The organism is Caulobacter sp. P1_D6 (assembly GCF_056406095.1).
This window is the reverse complement of the sequence record NZ_JBFUAW010000017.1, coordinates 57325-72070: the sequence shown is the minus strand read 5'-3', so window position 1 is coordinate 72070 and position 14746 is coordinate 57325. Positions and strand designations below refer to the sequence as shown.

At 69.5% G+C, this 14746-nt stretch carries 18 protein-coding genes; 11 read left to right on the top strand and 7 right to left on the bottom strand.

Annotated elements, in window-relative coordinates:
• The first annotated feature begins 403 nt into the window (after positions 1 to 403).
• Together AC1DYP_RS11685 and AC1DYP_RS11680 are read left to right on the top strand one after the other, a co-directional pair.
• Positions 404 to 1231, top strand: a complete 828-nt coding sequence (locus AC1DYP_RS11685; protein WP_477046469.1) for a hypothetical protein — start codon at positions 404 to 406, stop codon at positions 1229 to 1231.
• Between the two features lie 8 nt (positions 1232 to 1239).
• A complete protein-coding gene (locus AC1DYP_RS11680; RefSeq protein WP_477046468.1) occupies positions 1240 to 1629 on the top strand; it encodes a YidH family protein in 390 nt (129 codons plus the stop codon).
• A gap of 3 nt (positions 1630 to 1632) precedes the next feature.
• Here AC1DYP_RS11680 and AC1DYP_RS11675 read toward each other — a convergent pair whose 3' ends face one another.
• From AC1DYP_RS11675 to AC1DYP_RS11665, 3 genes are all read right to left on the bottom strand, one after another.
• Positions 1633 to 2382, bottom strand: a complete 750-nt coding sequence (locus tag AC1DYP_RS11675; protein WP_477035444.1) for a GNAT family N-acetyltransferase — start codon at positions 2380 to 2382, stop codon at positions 1633 to 1635.
• An 88-nt stretch (positions 2383 to 2470) separates the two neighbouring features.
• Complete coding sequence (locus AC1DYP_RS11670; protein WP_056723728.1) at positions 2471 to 2674, bottom strand: cold-shock protein; 204 nt, start codon at positions 2672 to 2674, stop codon at positions 2471 to 2473.
• Between the two features lie 192 nt (positions 2675 to 2866).
• Complete coding sequence (locus tag AC1DYP_RS11665) at positions 2867 to 3496, bottom strand: TlpA family protein disulfide reductase (protein ID WP_477035443.1); 630 nt, start codon at positions 3494 to 3496, stop codon at positions 2867 to 2869.
• On the opposite strand from AC1DYP_RS11665, the gene argH reads away from it, so the two are divergent.
• From argH to lysA, 3 genes are all read left to right on the top strand, one after another.
• Positions 3497 to 4915 carry an argininosuccinate lyase gene (gene argH, locus AC1DYP_RS11660; RefSeq protein WP_477046467.1) on the top strand — a complete coding sequence of 473 codons (1419 nt, stop codon included), beginning with the start codon at positions 3497 to 3499 and terminating at the stop codon, positions 4913 to 4915. It begins immediately after the preceding gene.
• On the top strand, positions 4912 to 5217 hold the full coding sequence (locus tag AC1DYP_RS11655; RefSeq protein ID WP_477046466.1) for a hypothetical protein: 306 nt from the start codon (positions 4912 to 4914) through the stop codon (positions 5215 to 5217). Before argH ends, AC1DYP_RS11655 begins: the two co-directional genes overlap by 4 nt.
• A 150-nt stretch (positions 5218 to 5367) precedes the next feature.
• Positions 5368 to 6633 (top strand): diaminopimelate decarboxylase, encoded by a 1266-nt coding sequence (gene lysA, locus AC1DYP_RS11650; RefSeq protein ID WP_477046465.1) that lies wholly within the window; start codon positions 5368 to 5370, stop codon positions 6631 to 6633.
• 159 nt (positions 6634 to 6792) lie between these two features.
• Here lysA and AC1DYP_RS11645 read toward each other — a convergent pair whose 3' ends face one another.
• Together AC1DYP_RS11645 and AC1DYP_RS11640 are read right to left on the bottom strand one after the other, a co-directional pair.
• Positions 6793 to 7320 carry a phosphoribosyltransferase gene (locus AC1DYP_RS11645; RefSeq protein WP_477035438.1) on the bottom strand — a complete coding sequence of 176 codons (528 nt, stop codon included), beginning with the start codon at positions 7318 to 7320 and terminating at the stop codon, positions 6793 to 6795.
• A gap of 15 nt (positions 7321 to 7335) precedes the next feature.
• The gene (locus tag AC1DYP_RS11640; RefSeq protein ID WP_477046464.1) at positions 7336 to 8271 is read right to left on the bottom strand and encodes a DUF3426 domain-containing protein; all 936 of its coding nucleotides are present in this window, start codon (positions 8269 to 8271) and stop codon (positions 7336 to 7338) included.
• Between the two features lie 83 nt (positions 8272 to 8354).
• Here AC1DYP_RS11640 and ftsE point away from each other — a divergent pair, with 83 nt between their 5' ends.
• From ftsE to AC1DYP_RS11620, 4 genes are read left to right on the top strand one after another with little or no spacing between them, the layout of a single operon-like run.
• Entirely contained in the window at positions 8355 to 9122 is a 768-nt protein-coding gene (gene ftsE, locus AC1DYP_RS11635; RefSeq protein WP_477035436.1) for a cell division ATP-binding protein FtsE, read from the top strand.
• Positions 9119 to 10009: a cell division protein FtsX gene (locus tag AC1DYP_RS11630; RefSeq protein ID WP_477035435.1), complete on the top strand. Its 891-nt coding sequence runs from the start codon at positions 9119 to 9121 to the stop codon at positions 10007 to 10009. Before ftsE ends, AC1DYP_RS11630 begins: the two co-directional genes overlap by 4 nt.
• The gene (locus AC1DYP_RS11625; RefSeq protein WP_477046463.1) at positions 10006 to 10629 is read left to right on the top strand and encodes a YdcF family protein; all 624 of its coding nucleotides are present in this window, start codon (positions 10006 to 10008) and stop codon (positions 10627 to 10629) included. The genes AC1DYP_RS11630 and AC1DYP_RS11625 overlap by 4 nt, the downstream gene beginning before the upstream one ends.
• Positions 10626 to 11339 carry a lysophospholipid acyltransferase family protein gene (locus tag AC1DYP_RS11620; protein WP_477046462.1) on the top strand — a complete coding sequence of 238 codons (714 nt, stop codon included), beginning with the start codon at positions 10626 to 10628 and terminating at the stop codon, positions 11337 to 11339. The genes AC1DYP_RS11625 and AC1DYP_RS11620 overlap by 4 nt, the downstream gene beginning before the upstream one ends.
• Here the strand turns inward: AC1DYP_RS11620 and AC1DYP_RS11615 are convergent.
• Positions 11336 to 11917: an aspartyl/asparaginyl beta-hydroxylase domain-containing protein gene (locus tag AC1DYP_RS11615; protein ID WP_477046461.1), complete on the bottom strand. Its 582-nt coding sequence runs from the start codon at positions 11915 to 11917 to the stop codon at positions 11336 to 11338. The genes AC1DYP_RS11620 and AC1DYP_RS11615 overlap by 4 nt on opposite strands.
• 53 nt (positions 11918 to 11970) lie before the next feature.
• On the opposite strand from AC1DYP_RS11615, the gene AC1DYP_RS11610 reads away from it, so the two are divergent.
• Positions 11971 to 13152: an aspartyl beta-hydroxylase gene (locus AC1DYP_RS11610; protein WP_477046460.1), complete on the top strand. Its 1182-nt coding sequence runs from the start codon at positions 11971 to 11973 to the stop codon at positions 13150 to 13152.
• Here AC1DYP_RS11610 and AC1DYP_RS11605 read toward each other — a convergent pair.
• Entirely contained in the window at positions 13149 to 13706 is a 558-nt protein-coding gene (locus tag AC1DYP_RS11605; RefSeq protein ID WP_477046459.1) for a gamma-glutamylcyclotransferase, read from the bottom strand. The genes AC1DYP_RS11610 and AC1DYP_RS11605 overlap by 4 nt on opposite strands.
• Positions 13707 to 13735: 29 nt before the next feature.
• On the opposite strand from AC1DYP_RS11605, the gene AC1DYP_RS11600 reads away from it, so the two are divergent.
• Positions 13736 to 14746 (top strand): DUF2125 domain-containing protein, encoded by a 1011-nt coding sequence (locus AC1DYP_RS11600; protein ID WP_477046458.1) that lies wholly within the window; start codon positions 13736 to 13738, stop codon positions 14744 to 14746.

Here is a 14746-nt window from a genome sequence, read left to right as displayed (position 1 = left end):
CGCGCTTTGTCCCCGTTCGACGCCGACGGCGGGCGGGCTCCCCAACGACAGGAGTCCCCGGACACGCTGAAGTAACCCCCTCCAGCCCAGTCCCGCTCGATCGCCCCCCGCCGCCGCATCGGTCGCTGGCCTTGCGCCCTTTCCATGCGGCGAGGTGAGATCAGGATACGGGCGGTTTCAGCGCCGAGGACCGGTGACGCTGCTTTTTCTGAAGGCCATTGGGATCGTTGGGATTCTTCGCGATCCCGACGGGGACCCAAGCCGCTCCATCCCCGCCAGCACATCTCCCGGCGCCCTATCCGGGGATTTCCGATGCGCCAATGGGACTCCGCACCATGGCGCGTCCCTGTGGCGGACCGGATAGTCGCTCCAGGGTTCGTACCGCCCCGGTGGAGGCTCAACAGTGCATCAGCGTCGCTCTTCTCTTCGGCGCCACGGTCGCCGGACGCTCCAGCTCGCCACGCTCGCCTGCTGCCTCGCCCCCGCCCTGGCCAACGCCCAGGACGACAGCGCCGAGCTGGCCAAGAAGCTGTCCAATCCGGTCGCCAACCTGATCAGCGTGCCGTTCCAGCAGAACTACGACTGCTGCTACGGCCCCGAGGACGGCGGGCGCTACACGCTCAACATCCAGCCGGTGGTCCCGTTTTCGCTGAACCAGGACTGGAACCTGATCGTCCGCACCATCGTGCCGGTGGTGAAGAAGGAGCACGCCTATCCCGGCGACGACACGGCGTTCGGGTTCAGCGACGTCACCCAGAGCTTCTTCTTCTCGCCGAAGGCCGAGCACGACGGCCTGGTCTGGGCGGTCGGCCCCGCCATCCTGTGGCCGACCGGCGAATCGGATCTGGGGACCAAGAAGTGGGGCGCGGGCCCCACCGCCTTGGTGCTCAAGCAGCAGCACGGCTATACCTACGGCGTGCTGGCCAACCACATCTGGTCGTTCGCCGACGCCGGCGGCCACGACCGGCCCGACGTCAGCCAGACCTTCATCCAGCCCTTCCTCAGCTACACCACGCCCAAGGCGACGACCTTCGGGATCAACGCCGAGAGCACCTACAACTGGAAGACCAAGGGCTGGACCGTGCCGATCAACCTGACGGTCAGCCAGGTCTACAAGTTCGGCGGCCAGCGGGTGTCGCTGGGCGGCGGCGTGCGGGGCTATGCGGCCCAGGACGGGGTCGGACCGGAATGGGGCCTGAGGTTCATCGCCACCTTCCTCTATCCGAAATAGAGCTCGCCATGACCGATAGCCCCAAGCATCGCCCGCCCGCCCTGCCCGCCGATCTCGGCGCCATGCGCACCGTGCTGGCGGCGGACCGGACGCTGATGGCCTGGCTGCGCACCTCGCTGTCGATGCTCAGCTTCGGCTTCACGATCTACAAGTTCCTGGAGACCGCCGCCAAGGCGGGCGCCCTGGCGCGTCCCGAAAGCCCGCAGAGGGTCGGCCTGTTCCTGGTCGCGATGGGCACCGCCTGCATGGTGCTGGGCGTGCTCGACTACTGGGTGACGATCCGCAATGTGCAGACGACCGGCGCGTTCCGCCTGGGCCGGTCGGTGCTGTTCATGTCGCTGCTGCTGGCCGCGGCCGGCGTCGCCCTGTTCGCGGCGATCATCAAGCGGGCCGTCTGACGACTATTCGACCACCCAGTAGCGATAGCCATAGGCCGGCACGAAGCCCAGGCCGCTGTAGAGCGCGATGGCCGGGGCGTTGTCGGCCTCGACCTGCAGATAGGCGCGGCGGGCGCCGAGCGAACGGGCCTCGTGCAGCAGGGCCGCCAGGACCCGGCTGGCCAGGCCCTTGCGGCGATGACCCGGCAGGGTGCGCATGCCGAAGATTCCCGCCCACTCGCCGTCGATGGCGCTGGCCCCCAGGGCCGCGACCTCGCCGCCCAGGTCCAGCCGCGCGAAGCGGGCCGGCGCGGGGATGCGGGCCAGGGCGTCCATCCGCTCGCGGGCCTCGGCGGCGTTGCCGGCGGCGCTGGCGGTCAGCACGGCCTCGAAGGCCGGGTCCGGCGCGTCGGACAGGATCACGGCCACGTCCGTCGCCCCCGCGATCATCCCCGAAGCCTCGCCCACCATCACCAGGGTGCCGTGGGTCGGCCGATAACCGCGGGCGCGCAGGTGTTCGGACAGGTTGGCCGGGACCACCGCCCCGTCCGACAGCTTGAAGCGGGCGGGCAGTCCCCGGGCGGCGTAGAAGGCCTCGGCCGCGTCGATGGCCTCGTCGATCGGCCGGTCGGGCTCGCCCAGCGGCCAGCAGGCGTTGATGCGCAGCGACCAGCCGTCCGAGGCGTTCAGCCGCCAACCGCCCAGCGCCCCGCTCCGGCGCGCCGGCCAGGCGCGATCGGCGACGGTTTCGAGGAGACGGGGATCGACGGTCATCGATTCCTACATAGCAGAAGGGCGCCGGCTCGTTGGAGCCAGCGCCCTTCAAATTCGCATATCGAGCGAAATCGCCCGAAGTTCGAGCCTAGAGCGGCTTCAGATTGTTCGCCGCGATCTTGCCGCGCTCCTCGGCGGTGTCGAAGCTGACCTTCTGGCCTTCGTCCAGGCTGCGCAGGCCCGCTCGCTCGACGGCGCTGATGTGGACGAACACGTCCTTGCCGCCGTCATCGGGCTGGATGAAGCCGAAGCCCTTGGTGCCGTTGAACCATTTCACCACGCCGGTCGCCATGTGGATATCTCCCTAGACCCAAGCCTATCGATGCCCGGACAAGCGGGCGGGTAACAATCTCAGTCGTCCGGGTAGCGTTCGCAGGCCCAAATCCAGGATTGCACGGCACAGTGGACACGCACCCGTTGAGGGGTCAATTCAAAAAACATCGGTATGCTTAAGCGTGCAGCCTCCGCTTTCTCGGCTTTTGGGTCAGTGCTCGCGCAGGAGCGCCTCGACCAGGGCGCGGGCTTCCGGGCTGTCCCACTCGGCGGGACCCGCCATCCGGGCGCGCTCGCGGCCTTGCTTGTCGTAGATGACGGTGGTCGGATAGCCGGCGGCGCGCGGGTCCAGCTGGAACGACAGCTTGTAGCCCGGGTCGCGCCAGACCTGCAGCGGCGGGTTGGCGGCCATCTCGGCCTGGACCAGGTTGAGGTCGCTGTCGCGGTCGACGCTGATCGGCAGCACCTTCAGCGGCTGGGTCGCGTAGGCGGCCTGCAGCTTGGCCAGGGTCGGCATCTCCGCCTTGCAGGGCGCGCACCACGTGGCCCAGAGGTTCATGACCACGACCTGACCCTTGAAATCGGCCAGGGTGTGGGGCTTTCCGGCCCCGTCGGTGAACACCGTGGCCGGCGCGGCGCGCGGCTGGGCGGGGACGTCCAGCTTTACTAAGGACGCTTTCTTGAATTCGTTGAGGTCGAGAGCGCCTGCGGGTTTGAATGAAGCCGAAGCGATGACGTATAGAACCGCCGCGACGCCGATCAGCAGAACGGCGCCGATCACCCACTTCAGCGGGCCGAGCTTGCGCGCGGCTTCTTCCCTGTCCGACTGGAATTCGCTCATATGACCGACAACGCCTCTGATAAGCCCGCCGCGAACGGCCAGGGCCAAGCCATGTGGGGCGGCAGGTTCTCGGCCAAGCCGGCGGAGCTGATGCAGGCGATCAATGTCAGCATCGGCTTCGACAAGCGCCTGTGGGCGCAGGACCTGGCGGGCTCCCGCGCCCATGCGCGGATGTTGATCAGCCAAGGCGTGATTGCAAGGGAGGACGGCGAGGAAATCCTCAAGGGCCTGGACGCCATCGAGGGCGAGATCACCGCCGGGGCCTTCCCGTTCCGCGACGAATACGAAGACATCCACATGAACATCGAGGCGCGGCTGCGCGAGCTGATCGGCCCCACGGCCGGCCGGCTGCACACCGCCCGCTCGCGCAACGACCAGGTGGCCGTCGACTTCCGCCTGTGGGTGCGCGAGGCCTGCGAGCGTTCGGCGGGCCAGCTGGAGGCGCTGCAGCGCGCCCTGATCGCCCAGGCCGAGGCCCATGCCGACGCCCTGATGCCGGGCTTCACCCACCTGCAGCCGGCCCAGCCGGTGACCTTCGGCCATCACCTGATGGCCTATGTCGAGATGTTCGGCCGCGACGCCTCGCGCTTCCGCGACGCCCGCGCCCGGATGAACGAGTGTCCGCTGGGCGCCGCGGCCCTGGCCGGCTCGCCCTTCCCGATCGACCGCCACCAGACAGCCGCGACCCTGGGCTTCGACCGCCCGACCGCCAACTCGCTGGACAGCGTCTCGGCCCGCGACTTCGCCCTGGAGGCCCTGTCCGCCGCCTCGATCACCGCCACGCACCTGTCGCGCCTGGCCGAGGAGATCGTGCTGTGGACGACGCCGATGTTCGGCTTCATCAAGCTGACCGACGCCTTCACGACCGGCAGCTCGATCATGCCGCAGAAGAAGAACCCCGACGCGGCCGAGCTGATCCGCGCCAAGGTCGGCCGCATCCTGGGCTCGCTCACCACCCTGACCGTGGTCATGAAGGGCCTGCCGCTGGCCTATTCCAAGGACATGCAGGAGGACAAGGTCCCGACCTTCGAGGCGTTCGACGCCCTGGAGCTTTCCTTGCTGGCCATGGCCGGCATGGTGTCGGACCTGACCCCGAACACCGAAAAGATGGCCGCCGCCGCCGGCGCGGGCTTCTCGACGGCCACGGACCTGGCCGATTGGCTGGTCCGCGAACTGAACATGCCTTTCCGCGACGCCCACCACGTGACAGGCTCGGCCGTGAAGGCGGCGGAGACGAAGGGCGTCGATCTGGCGGAACTGGCGCTTGCCGACTTGCAGGCGATCGAGCCGCGCATCACCTCTGACATCTACACCGTGCTCACGCCCGCCGCCTCGGCGGCCAGCCGGATGAGTTATGGCGGGACCGCTCCCGCCCAGGTTCGCGCCCAGATCGCGCGTTGGAAGGAACTGCTCGGATGATCCGCCCTCTCACCGTTCTCGCCATCGCCGCCCTGGCCCTGACCACGACCGCCTGCGGCAAGCAGGCCGAGCTGGAGCGTCCCGCCCCGCTGTGGAACGCCCAGAAGAAGGCCGCCTACGAGGCCGAGCGCCGCAAGGGTTCGGCCACCGCCAACCAGCCGGCTCGCGCCAACGGCACCCAGGAGAACATGGACCCGGCGTCGAGCAACCGCACGACCCGCGCCGCGCCCCTGGGCGGCACCCAGTCCGACCCCTTCGGCGGCCCGTCGGGCGCCGGCTTCCCCAGCTCGCAGCCCAACTGACGACCTCACCAAGTTTGCATTGGTTCCCGTCTCCCCGGCGAAGGCCGGGGCCCAGGTGAAGCCATGAGAGGCCCCTGATGAATCTGGATCCCGGCCTTCGCCGGGAAGACGGAGGTTGGGGGCTGAAGTTCCAGAGAGCCCCGAAGACCCTTGAACCATTTCGAATACGGCCCCGAAGGCCTGGCCTGCGAAGGCGTCCCGTTGGCCAAGATCGCCAGCGAGGTCGGCACGCCGGTCTATGTCTATTCTCGCGCCACCCTGGAGCGGCACTTCACGGTGTTCCGCGACGCCCTGGCCGCCGCCGGTGTCGTCGACCCGCTGATCGCCTACGCGGTGAAGGCCAATTCCAACGTCGCGGTGCTGAAGGTGCTGGGCAATCTGGGCGCCGGCGCCGACACGGTCTCGGAGGGCGAGGTCCGCCGCGCCCTGGCCGCCGGCATCCCCGGCGAGCGGATCGTGTTCTCGGGCGTGGGCAAGAAGCGCGGCGAGATCGCCTTCGCGCTGCGGGCCGGGGTCGCCGAGATCAACGTCGAATCCGAGCCCGAGCTGAACCTGATCGCGGCCGTCGCGGCCGAGCTGGGCGTCAAGGCCAAGGTGGCGTTCCGGGTCAATCCCGACGTCGCGGCTGGAGGCCACGCCAAGATCGCCACCGGCAAGTCCGAGAACAAGTTCGGCGTGTCGTTCGCCGAGGCCGCGCGCCTCTACGCCAACGCCAGCAACAACGCCAATCTGGAGCCGATCGGCGTGGCCTGCCATATCGGCAGCCAGATCACCGACCTGACGCCGATGCGCCAGGCCTTCACCAAGATGCGGGGCCTGGTCGAACAGCTGCTGGGCGAAGGCCTGCACGTCGAACGGCTGGACCTGGGCGGCGGCCTGGGCGTGCCCTATTTCAACCACCCCGAACCGCCGTCGCCGGCGGACTTCGCCAAGATGGTCGGCGAGGTCACCAAGGGCCTGCCCGTGACGCTGGCCTTCGAGCCCGGCCGCGTCATCGCCGCCAACGCCGGCGTGCTGGTGTCGGAGGTCATCCACGTCCACGAGCGTCCGGAAGGCCGCAAGTTCCTGGTCATCGACGCGGCCATGAACGACCTGGTGCGGCCGGCCATGTACGATGCCTTCCACGACATCCGGCCGGTCATCAAGCGCGGCGGCGAGACGACCTACGACGTCGTCGGCCCGATCTGCGAGACCGGCGACACCTTCACCCGCGACCGCGCCTTGCCGCCGTTCGGGCCCGGCGACCTGGTGGCCTTCATGTCGGCTGGAGCCTACGGCGCGGCCATGGCCAGCGAGTACAACACCCGTCCGCTGGTGCCCGAGGTGCTGGTCGACGGCGACCGGTTCGCGGTGATCCGCGCGCGGCCGTCGTACGAGGAGATGCTGGCGCGGGATGTAACGCCGGAGTGGGTTTAAGCGGCTAGCACTTGCCCCCTACGGGTCGCTTCGCGACCGTCTTCCCCCACAGGGGGAAGAGGAGCCGTGCGCGGCGTCCTCCGCCCCCTATGGGGGCGGACAGACCGCGTAGCGGTCAGGTGGGGGCAAGTGGGTGAGCCACCGCCCCCAAAGACAGTCTTAGTCCATCGCGCCGATGTACGGCAGGCCGCGGCTCTTGCCTTCGTCATCCAGGCCGTAGCCGACCAGGTAGCGGGCCGGGGCTTCCCAGGCGATGAAGTCGGGCTCGATGCGCGGCTTGTCCCAGGGCTTGCGGGCGAAGACGGCGGTCAGGACTTCGCTGGCGCCGGCGTCCTTGACCAGCTTGGCGGCCTCGCCCAGCGACAGGCCGGTGTCGAGCACGTCGTCGACCACCAGGGCGCGGCGGCCGATCAGCGGGCGCTGCAGGTCGGCGCGGACCTCGCAGCGGCCCGAGCTCTTGCGTTCGTCATGGTAGGAGGCCAGCCACAGGGCGTCGAAGCGGACGTCGCGACCGGCGCGCCACAGGGCCCGGGTCAGGTCGGCGGCGAACCACAGGCCGCCGGTCAGCAGGCAGACGACGACGGTGTCGTTGTCGATGCGCGGGGCGATGGCCTTGGCCAGGGCTTCCACCCGCTCGGCGATTTCTTCCTGAGAAATCAGGACTTCGGGGGCGGGGCGTTCGGTCATTTCAGGATTTCTTGGTCAATGATGGTCGGCCGGGGCCGGTTCGACCGCTCCGGTCTCATGACCAGGGGCCTCATGTCCAGCCCCTTGCGCCTCGTGAGCCGCGGGTTCCGCGCCCGCCGCCAGCTCGGCCGGCTGATCCTGGGCCCCGCGCAACGACGGCGCCTCGGGGTTGGAGGCCTTCTCGACATGGCCCGCCGGACCGGCGTGCTTGGCCGCGCCGGGCTCCAGGGCAAAGCCGATTTCCAGGGTGTTGGCCGTGCGGGGCGGGTCCAGCAGGGTCACCGAGAAGTGCCGGGTCTGGCTGGGCGGAATCAGCGGATCGGCGGCGGCGGCCAGCTTCCCGGCCACCCGCTTGCCGTTTTCGTTCAGCAGGGCCACGCGCAGCGGCGGCGTGACGACCTGATGATCGGTGATGTTGCGCAGCACGCCGGTGATGGTGATGGCCGCGTGGCCGTTCTGCATCGTCGGCTCGGCCTTCAGGTCCTCGACCACCAGGCCGACGGTGTTCACGGGATGGTTCACAAAGGCGTAAGCCCCCGCCGTGCTTGGCCATAGCTTGGCGATTTTGATGTTGTAGAGCCAGGCGCCGCCCATGAGCAGGAGCATCATCGCGACCATGCCGCCCCAGACGATGCCGGCGGTCTTGGCTTCCTTCAGGCGGCGCTCGGCGTCGGCGCGGGCCCGGAACACCTTGGGCAGTTCCTCGCCCGGCAGTTGGTCGACCGGGGTCTCGGGATCGTCGGCGGGGTTGGACGCGCCGTCCAGCGCGGTCAGGTTCGGCTCGGACGCCAGGTCGGCGGCCGAAGGCTCTTCGAACAGATCCAGGGCTTCTTCGTTGCGCGCCGTCCAGCGCGCGCCGCAGGAGGCGCAGCGCACGACACGGCCAGCCGCGCCGACCTTGGAGTCATCGACGAAATAGCGGCTGGCGCACTCTGGGCAGGTCAGTATCATGGCCGCGAATCGGACGCTCCCCGCTCCTACACACGAGGTCGCCGATTTTGCCAGCCATGTCCACACGACCCAGCGACACACCCTTGCGCATCGATGACGTCCAGGATGGCGACACCGCCCCGGTCGTCCGCTTCGAAGGTGTTTCGATGCGGTACGGACGCGGGCCGGAAACGCTCAGCGATCTCAAGTTCACCCTACACCCAGGGTCTTTCCATTTCCTCACCGGCCCGTCGGGCGCGGGAAAGAGTTCGCTGCTCAAGCTGATCTACCTGGCCCACCGTGCGTCACGAGGCCGCGTCGAGCTGTTCGGCCGCGACATCAGCCTGACCCGGCCCGAGGACCTGCCGTTCATCCGCCGCCGGATCGGGGTGGTGTTCCAGGACTTCCGCCTGCTGGACCATCTGTCGGTGTTCGACAACGCCGCCCTGCCGCTGCGCATCGCCGGCCGCAAGCCCAACACCTATCGCGAGGACGTCGCCGAGCTGCTGCAGTGGGTGGGCCTGGGCGACCGCATGCACGCCCTGCCCGCCACCCTGTCGGGCGGCGAGAAGCAACGCCTGGCCATCGCCCGCGCCGTGGTCGACCGCCCCGACGTGCTGCTGGCCGACGAGCCGACCGGCAATGTCGATCCGGCCATGTCGCTGCGCCTGCTGCGACTATTTGTCGAACTGAACCGCCTGGGCACCACGGTGCTGATCGCCACCCACGACGAGGACCTGGTGGCGCGCGCCAACCGCCCCACCCTGCATCTGGAGCAGGGCCGCCTGGTCGATTTCGCCGACGAGGACCCCGGCCAGGCCTACGCCTACGAGGACGACGACAACTACGAAGACGAGGAGGACGACGCGTGAGCGAGTTCTCCGTCGCCCGCTGGAAGCCCGGCAAGCTGTTGCCGCCGCGCGACGCGCGCGACGGCTCGCTGCTGTTCGTGGTCGCGGTGCTGTGCTTCCTGGCCTGCCTGACGGCCCTGGCGGCGATCGCCTCGACCCGCGCCGCCACCGGCTGGACCGCCCAACTGACGGGCTCGGCCACCGTGGTGGTCCGCCCCCGCGCCAGCGAAAGCCCCGACAGCGCCGCGGCCCGCGCGGCCGAGACCTTGTCGGGCGTCAAGGGCGTCAGCGAGGCCCGCGCCCTGCCCAAGGACAAGGCCGAGGCCCTGCTCGAGCCATGGATCGGCCGCGAGGCGCTGATCGCCGACCTGCCCGTGCCGCGCCTGGTGACCCTGGACCTCGATCCCAAGGCCCCCGCCACCGCCGCCGCCCTGACCAAGGCGCTGAAGGAGGCCAATGTCGACGCCGTGGTCGACGACCACAGCCGCTGGATCGCCGACATCGAGCACGCCGCGCGCCTGGCCGGCTGGGCCGCCATCGGCGTGTTCGCCCTGATCGCCACCGCGGCCGCCGCCGTGATCGTGTTCGCCACCCGCGCCGCCCTGACCGCGCGCCACGACATCGTCGAGGTGCTGCACCTGTCCGGCGCTGAGGACGGCTTCATCGCCAACCTCTTCCAGAACCGTTTCGCGGGCATGGCCTTCATCGCCGGCTTGCTGGGCGGGGCCAGCGCGGCCATGATCGGAGCGGCGGCGCGGCTCGCGGGGGGCGGCCAGGGACTGACGCCGGTCCTGCCGCTGGCCTGGATCGATCTTCTGGCGCCCCTGCCCTGCCCGTTGGTGGCGGCGCTGGTGGCCGGGATCGCGGCCCGCGCCGCTTCCCTGCGCCTGTTGAGAGGCATGCCGTGAAGAGCATCGCAGCGCTGCTGATCGTGGTGATGGTCTGGTTCGTCGGCCTGCTGGCCTTCACCAGCCGCGTCGACCAATCCACGCCGCCCGCCGAACCGCCGGTGTCGGACGGGGTGGTGGCGCTGACCGGCGCCTCGAACCTGCGGCTGGAGGCGGCGACCAAGCTGCTGGAAGCCGGCAAGGGCAAGCGCCTGCTGATCTCCGGCGTCAACCGGGAAGCCTCGCGCGAAGACGTGCTGGGCGTGACCAAGGCCGTGCGGCCGATCTACGAATGCTGCATCGACCTGGGCTACGCGGCCGCCGACACCATCGGCAACGCCAGCGAGTCCGCCGAGTGGGCCAAGGCCAAGGACTATCACAGCCTGATCGTGGTCACCGCCGACTACCACATGCCGCGCTCGATGCTGGAGCTGCACGCCGCCATGCCCGACGTGGAGCTGCACCCCTACCCCGTGGTCACCGAGAGCCTGAACGCCCACCGCTGGTGGAAAGGCGGCACGAGCGCCCGGCGGATGATCGTGGAATACTGCAAGTACCTGGCGATCCTGGGCCGTGAGGCGTTCCTCAGCCTGGGTCCCAAGGAAAAGGCCGGACCGGCTCCGGCGAAGGAAGCGTCTTGATCTATCTGCGTTCGTTCCTGTTCCAGCTGTTCTTCTGGCTCTGGTCGGCGGCCTGGGCCATCGGCATGATCGTCACCTATCCCCTTCCCCGCCGCGCCAACACCTGGTCGCTGTCGACCTGGTCCAAGGGCCTGATCTGGGGCCTGCGCTGGCTGGCCGACATCAAGGTCGAGGTGCGCGGCGAGCAATACCGGCCGACCGGGCCGGCGCTGGTCGCGCCCAACCACCAGTCGATGTTCGACGTCTTCAGCCAGTTCGCCCTGCTGCCCGACGCCTGCTTCGTGATGAAGAAGGAACTGCTGATGGTGCCGCTGTTCGGCTGGCACGGTCTGAAGGCCGGCATGATCGTCGTCGACCGCGCGGGTCATTCGGCCGCGCTGAAGAAGCTGGTGCGCGACGCCGTCAACCGCATGAAGGAAACCCGCCAAGTCGTGATCTTCCCCGAAGGCACGCGCGGCGCGGTCGGCCAGCCCGGCGACTACAAGCCCGGCATCGCGGCGCTCTATCGCGAGCTGAACCTGCCGGTCACGCCGATGGCCCTGAACTGCGGCGTGCACTGGCCCCGGGGCAAGTTCCTGATGCCGCCCGGCACGATCGTCTTCGAATACCTGCCCCCGATCCCCGCCGGCCTGAAGCGCGGCGAATTCATGCGCGAGCTGCAGACCCGGATCGACACCGCGACCAAGGCCCTGGAGGACGAGGGGCTCTAGGCCTCCGCCAGGGCCTCGTCGAAGAACCCCGTCAGCCAGTCGTCGACCACCAGGTCCAGCACCAGGTGCACGCGGTCGCTGGACCCGCGATTGGCCACGGCGTGCGGGTCGCCGAGACGCAGGTACCAGGTCTCGCCCGGTTTCATCTCGACCCGCGTTCGGTTGAGCAGGAACTCGACCTCCGGACTGGTGGTCACCGGGATGTGCACACGCGCCTCACCGCCCTCGACGCCCAGGTCAAGGTCGGTGTGCTCCTTGATGATCGACCCCGGCGTCAGCCGCATCAGCCGCACATTGCGCACCGGGCAGGCGAAGGCGGCGATCACCGCGCGAAAATGGGGACAGGCCGCCAGCATGGGCGTGTCGACGAAGGTCGTGGCCGTCGGGTCCGAATAGATCATCCGGATCGGATGGGTCTCGCCCGCCGCGCAGCGCAGCGGGATCACGCTCCAGTCGCCCTCGTAGTTCTGCTCGACGAAGTGCGCGGTCCAGGGCGTGGCCGACAGGGCGTCCAGGTCGCGCCGCAGCAGGGCCGGGTCGAAGCTCAGCGGCAGTTGCAATCTGTCCGGGAACGCCATCCAGTGACGCTATCGAGCCGCGAGCGGCCTCACAAGTGCGGACGGGAGAGGCGATGCCGGCGAGCCTGGAGACCAAGACGCCTGCGGTGGACGCGCTGCTGTCCCTGCGCGCCCTGGTTCTGCCGGCCCCTGCTCTCCAGGACGAACTGGGCGACATCGAGGACTTCGCGGTCTTCGCCGCGCGGCTGGCCCAGGCGGCAAGGGCCAGGGACCTCGACCTGGACGCCGAGACGGTGAAGGACCTGCTCTATGCCCCGCCTCGACCGCCTTTGGTCGACGGTTTCAAGCCCTCGCCAGGCTGGCTGCCCGTCGACCTCGCCCAGATCGACGACCCCGCCACCGTCGCCTGGCTTCGCTTCGGCCGGCGGCGCCTGACCGAGTCGTTCTTCCACGACTCCCTGACCCGCCAACGCCATCTGCCCTTCAGCCGGCTGTTCGGCGTCCGTACGCCGCTCGGCGACCTGGCGGCCTGGGCCGACGCCTTGCCCGCCCGGGAACCCGCCGGCTTGATCTTCCACATGTCGCGCTGCGGTTCGACCCTCGCGGCGCAGATGCTGGCCGCCTCCCCGGCCAATGTCGTGCTGTCCGAGGCCGCTCCGATCAACGCGATCGTCCGCCGCGCCGATCTCGACGACGAGGCCAAGGTCGCCCTGCTGCGCGCCATGGTCGCCGCCCTGGGCCAGGCGCGGAACGGCGAGACCCGCCTGTTCCTCAAGCTGGACTGCTGGCACAGCCTGGACCTGCCGCTGTTCCGACGCGCCTTTCCCGACACGCCCTGGGTGTTCCTGTATCGCGACCCGGTCGAGGTGCTGGTCTCGCAGACCCGGCGACGGGGCGTCCAGATGGTGCCCAGCCTGGTCCCGCCGTCGACCTTCGGGATCGACCTGCCGGACGGCGTGCCCGACGACGACTACTGCGCCCGGGTGCTGGCGGCGGTCTGCGAAGGCGCGGCGCGTCATTATCCGGCGGGCGGCGGGCGGCTGGTGAACTACCGCCAGCTCCCCGAGGCGCTGTTCACGGAAGTCCTGCCGCACTTCGGGGTGACGCCTTCGGAAGCCGAGGCCCAAGCCATGCGCGCCGCGACGGTCCGCGACGCCAAGACGCCCGAGCAAGCCTTCGCCCCTGACGCCCAGGACAAGCAGCAAGCGGCGACGCCGGCGTTGCGCGAGATTTGCGAGCGACGACTGGCGGAGGTCTACGGTCGGTTGGAAGCCTTGCGGGCCGGCCGGCCCTAGGCCGCCTCGCGCGCTTCGACCATCTTCAGCAGCGACTCCATGGCGTGGTCGCGTACGCCGTCCTCGCGCAGGTGCATCACCAGGTCGCGCAGATAGTCGATGTTGCGGCCCGACAACCCGGTGGCCCCGGCGATCAGTTCGGCCTGCTGGTCCAGGGTCAGCGCGCCCGCCCACTGGGCGTGCTTCATGTCCGACAGGAAGACCAGCGACTTCACCTTGCCGTTTCCGTCAATCTTCAGATCGGACCAGGCCTCGAAATAGGTCTCGGTCGGCTGCTCGCGTTCGCGCAAGTAAGCGTAGACCTCGGGCCATTCCGCCCCGGCCACCCGATAGGCCACGCCGCGCACCGCGCCGCCCGGCGCCAGGCCCAGCACAAGGCCCGGCCGCTCATAGGTGCCCCTGTGGTGGACCGAATAGATGCAGAAGGCCCGGCGGCGCCCATGGAGCACGGCCGTTCTTCGCTCTATGAACGGGAACCCGGGCCGCCACATCAGCGATCCATATCCGAACACCCAGCGGTCTTCGCTGCCTGCCCCGTTATCTACCAAGCTCATCACTGTTCCCGACCGGAGCCGCCCATTCCATGACCCATAACGCCGCCGCCCAGTCCCGCAAGCCCCGGCGTCGCGGTCTGCTGGCCCCTTTCGTCATCCTGGCCATCGTCGCCATCGGATGGAGCATCGGATGGCTGTGGTTACGCGGCCAGGCCGAGCAGCGGATGGACGCCACCGCCCTGTCGCTGAAATCGCGCGGCTACGACATGTCGTGGGAAAGCCGGACGTTCAGCGGCTACCCGTTCCGCATGGACGTCAAGCTGGTCAACGCCCGGGTCGCCGAGCCCTCGGGCTGGGCCCTGCGGGCGCCGGAACTGAACGGCGAGGCCAACGCCTACGACATCGGCCATTGGGTGGTCGTCGCGCCCCAGGGCGTGGTCATGACCCGGCCGATCAACGGCGACGTGGCCATCACGGGCCAGGCCCTGCGCGCCAGCTTCGCCGGCTTCGACCAGTATCCGCCGCGAATCTCGGTCGAGGGCGCGAACCTGGTCTTCACGCCGGTCGCCGGCGCCGCGCCGTTCCCGCTGCTGTCGACGGCGGGCCTGCAACTGCACGTCCGCCCCGGTCCCGACGACCAGGGCGCGATCTTCTTCGAGGCCAAGGGCGCCAAAGCCCGCTTCACCGGCCTGCTGGGCCGCATCGCCGCCGACCGCACCGCGGACCTGATCTGGGATTCCAAGGTCAGCAAGATCAGCGCCCTGCACGGGACCAGCTGGTCCGACGCGGTCAACGACTGGTCCGACGCCGGCGGCACGCTGACTGTCCAGCAGGGCAAGCTGAACGCCGGCGAGGCGCTGTTGGAAGCCAAGTCCGGGGCGCTGACGGTGGACGACGACGGCCGCCTGCGCGGCGCGCTGGACGTCACGGTCCGCGAGATCCCGACGCCCGGCCAAGCGCTGAAGAGTCCCGAAGCCGCAGCAGCGGCGGTGGCCCAGGCCCTGGGCCGCGACCCGACCCTGTCGGCCACCCTGAAGTTCGAGAACGGCCGCACGCGGCTCGGCCTGTTCGACACGGGCCCGGCGCCGCGGGTGTACTAA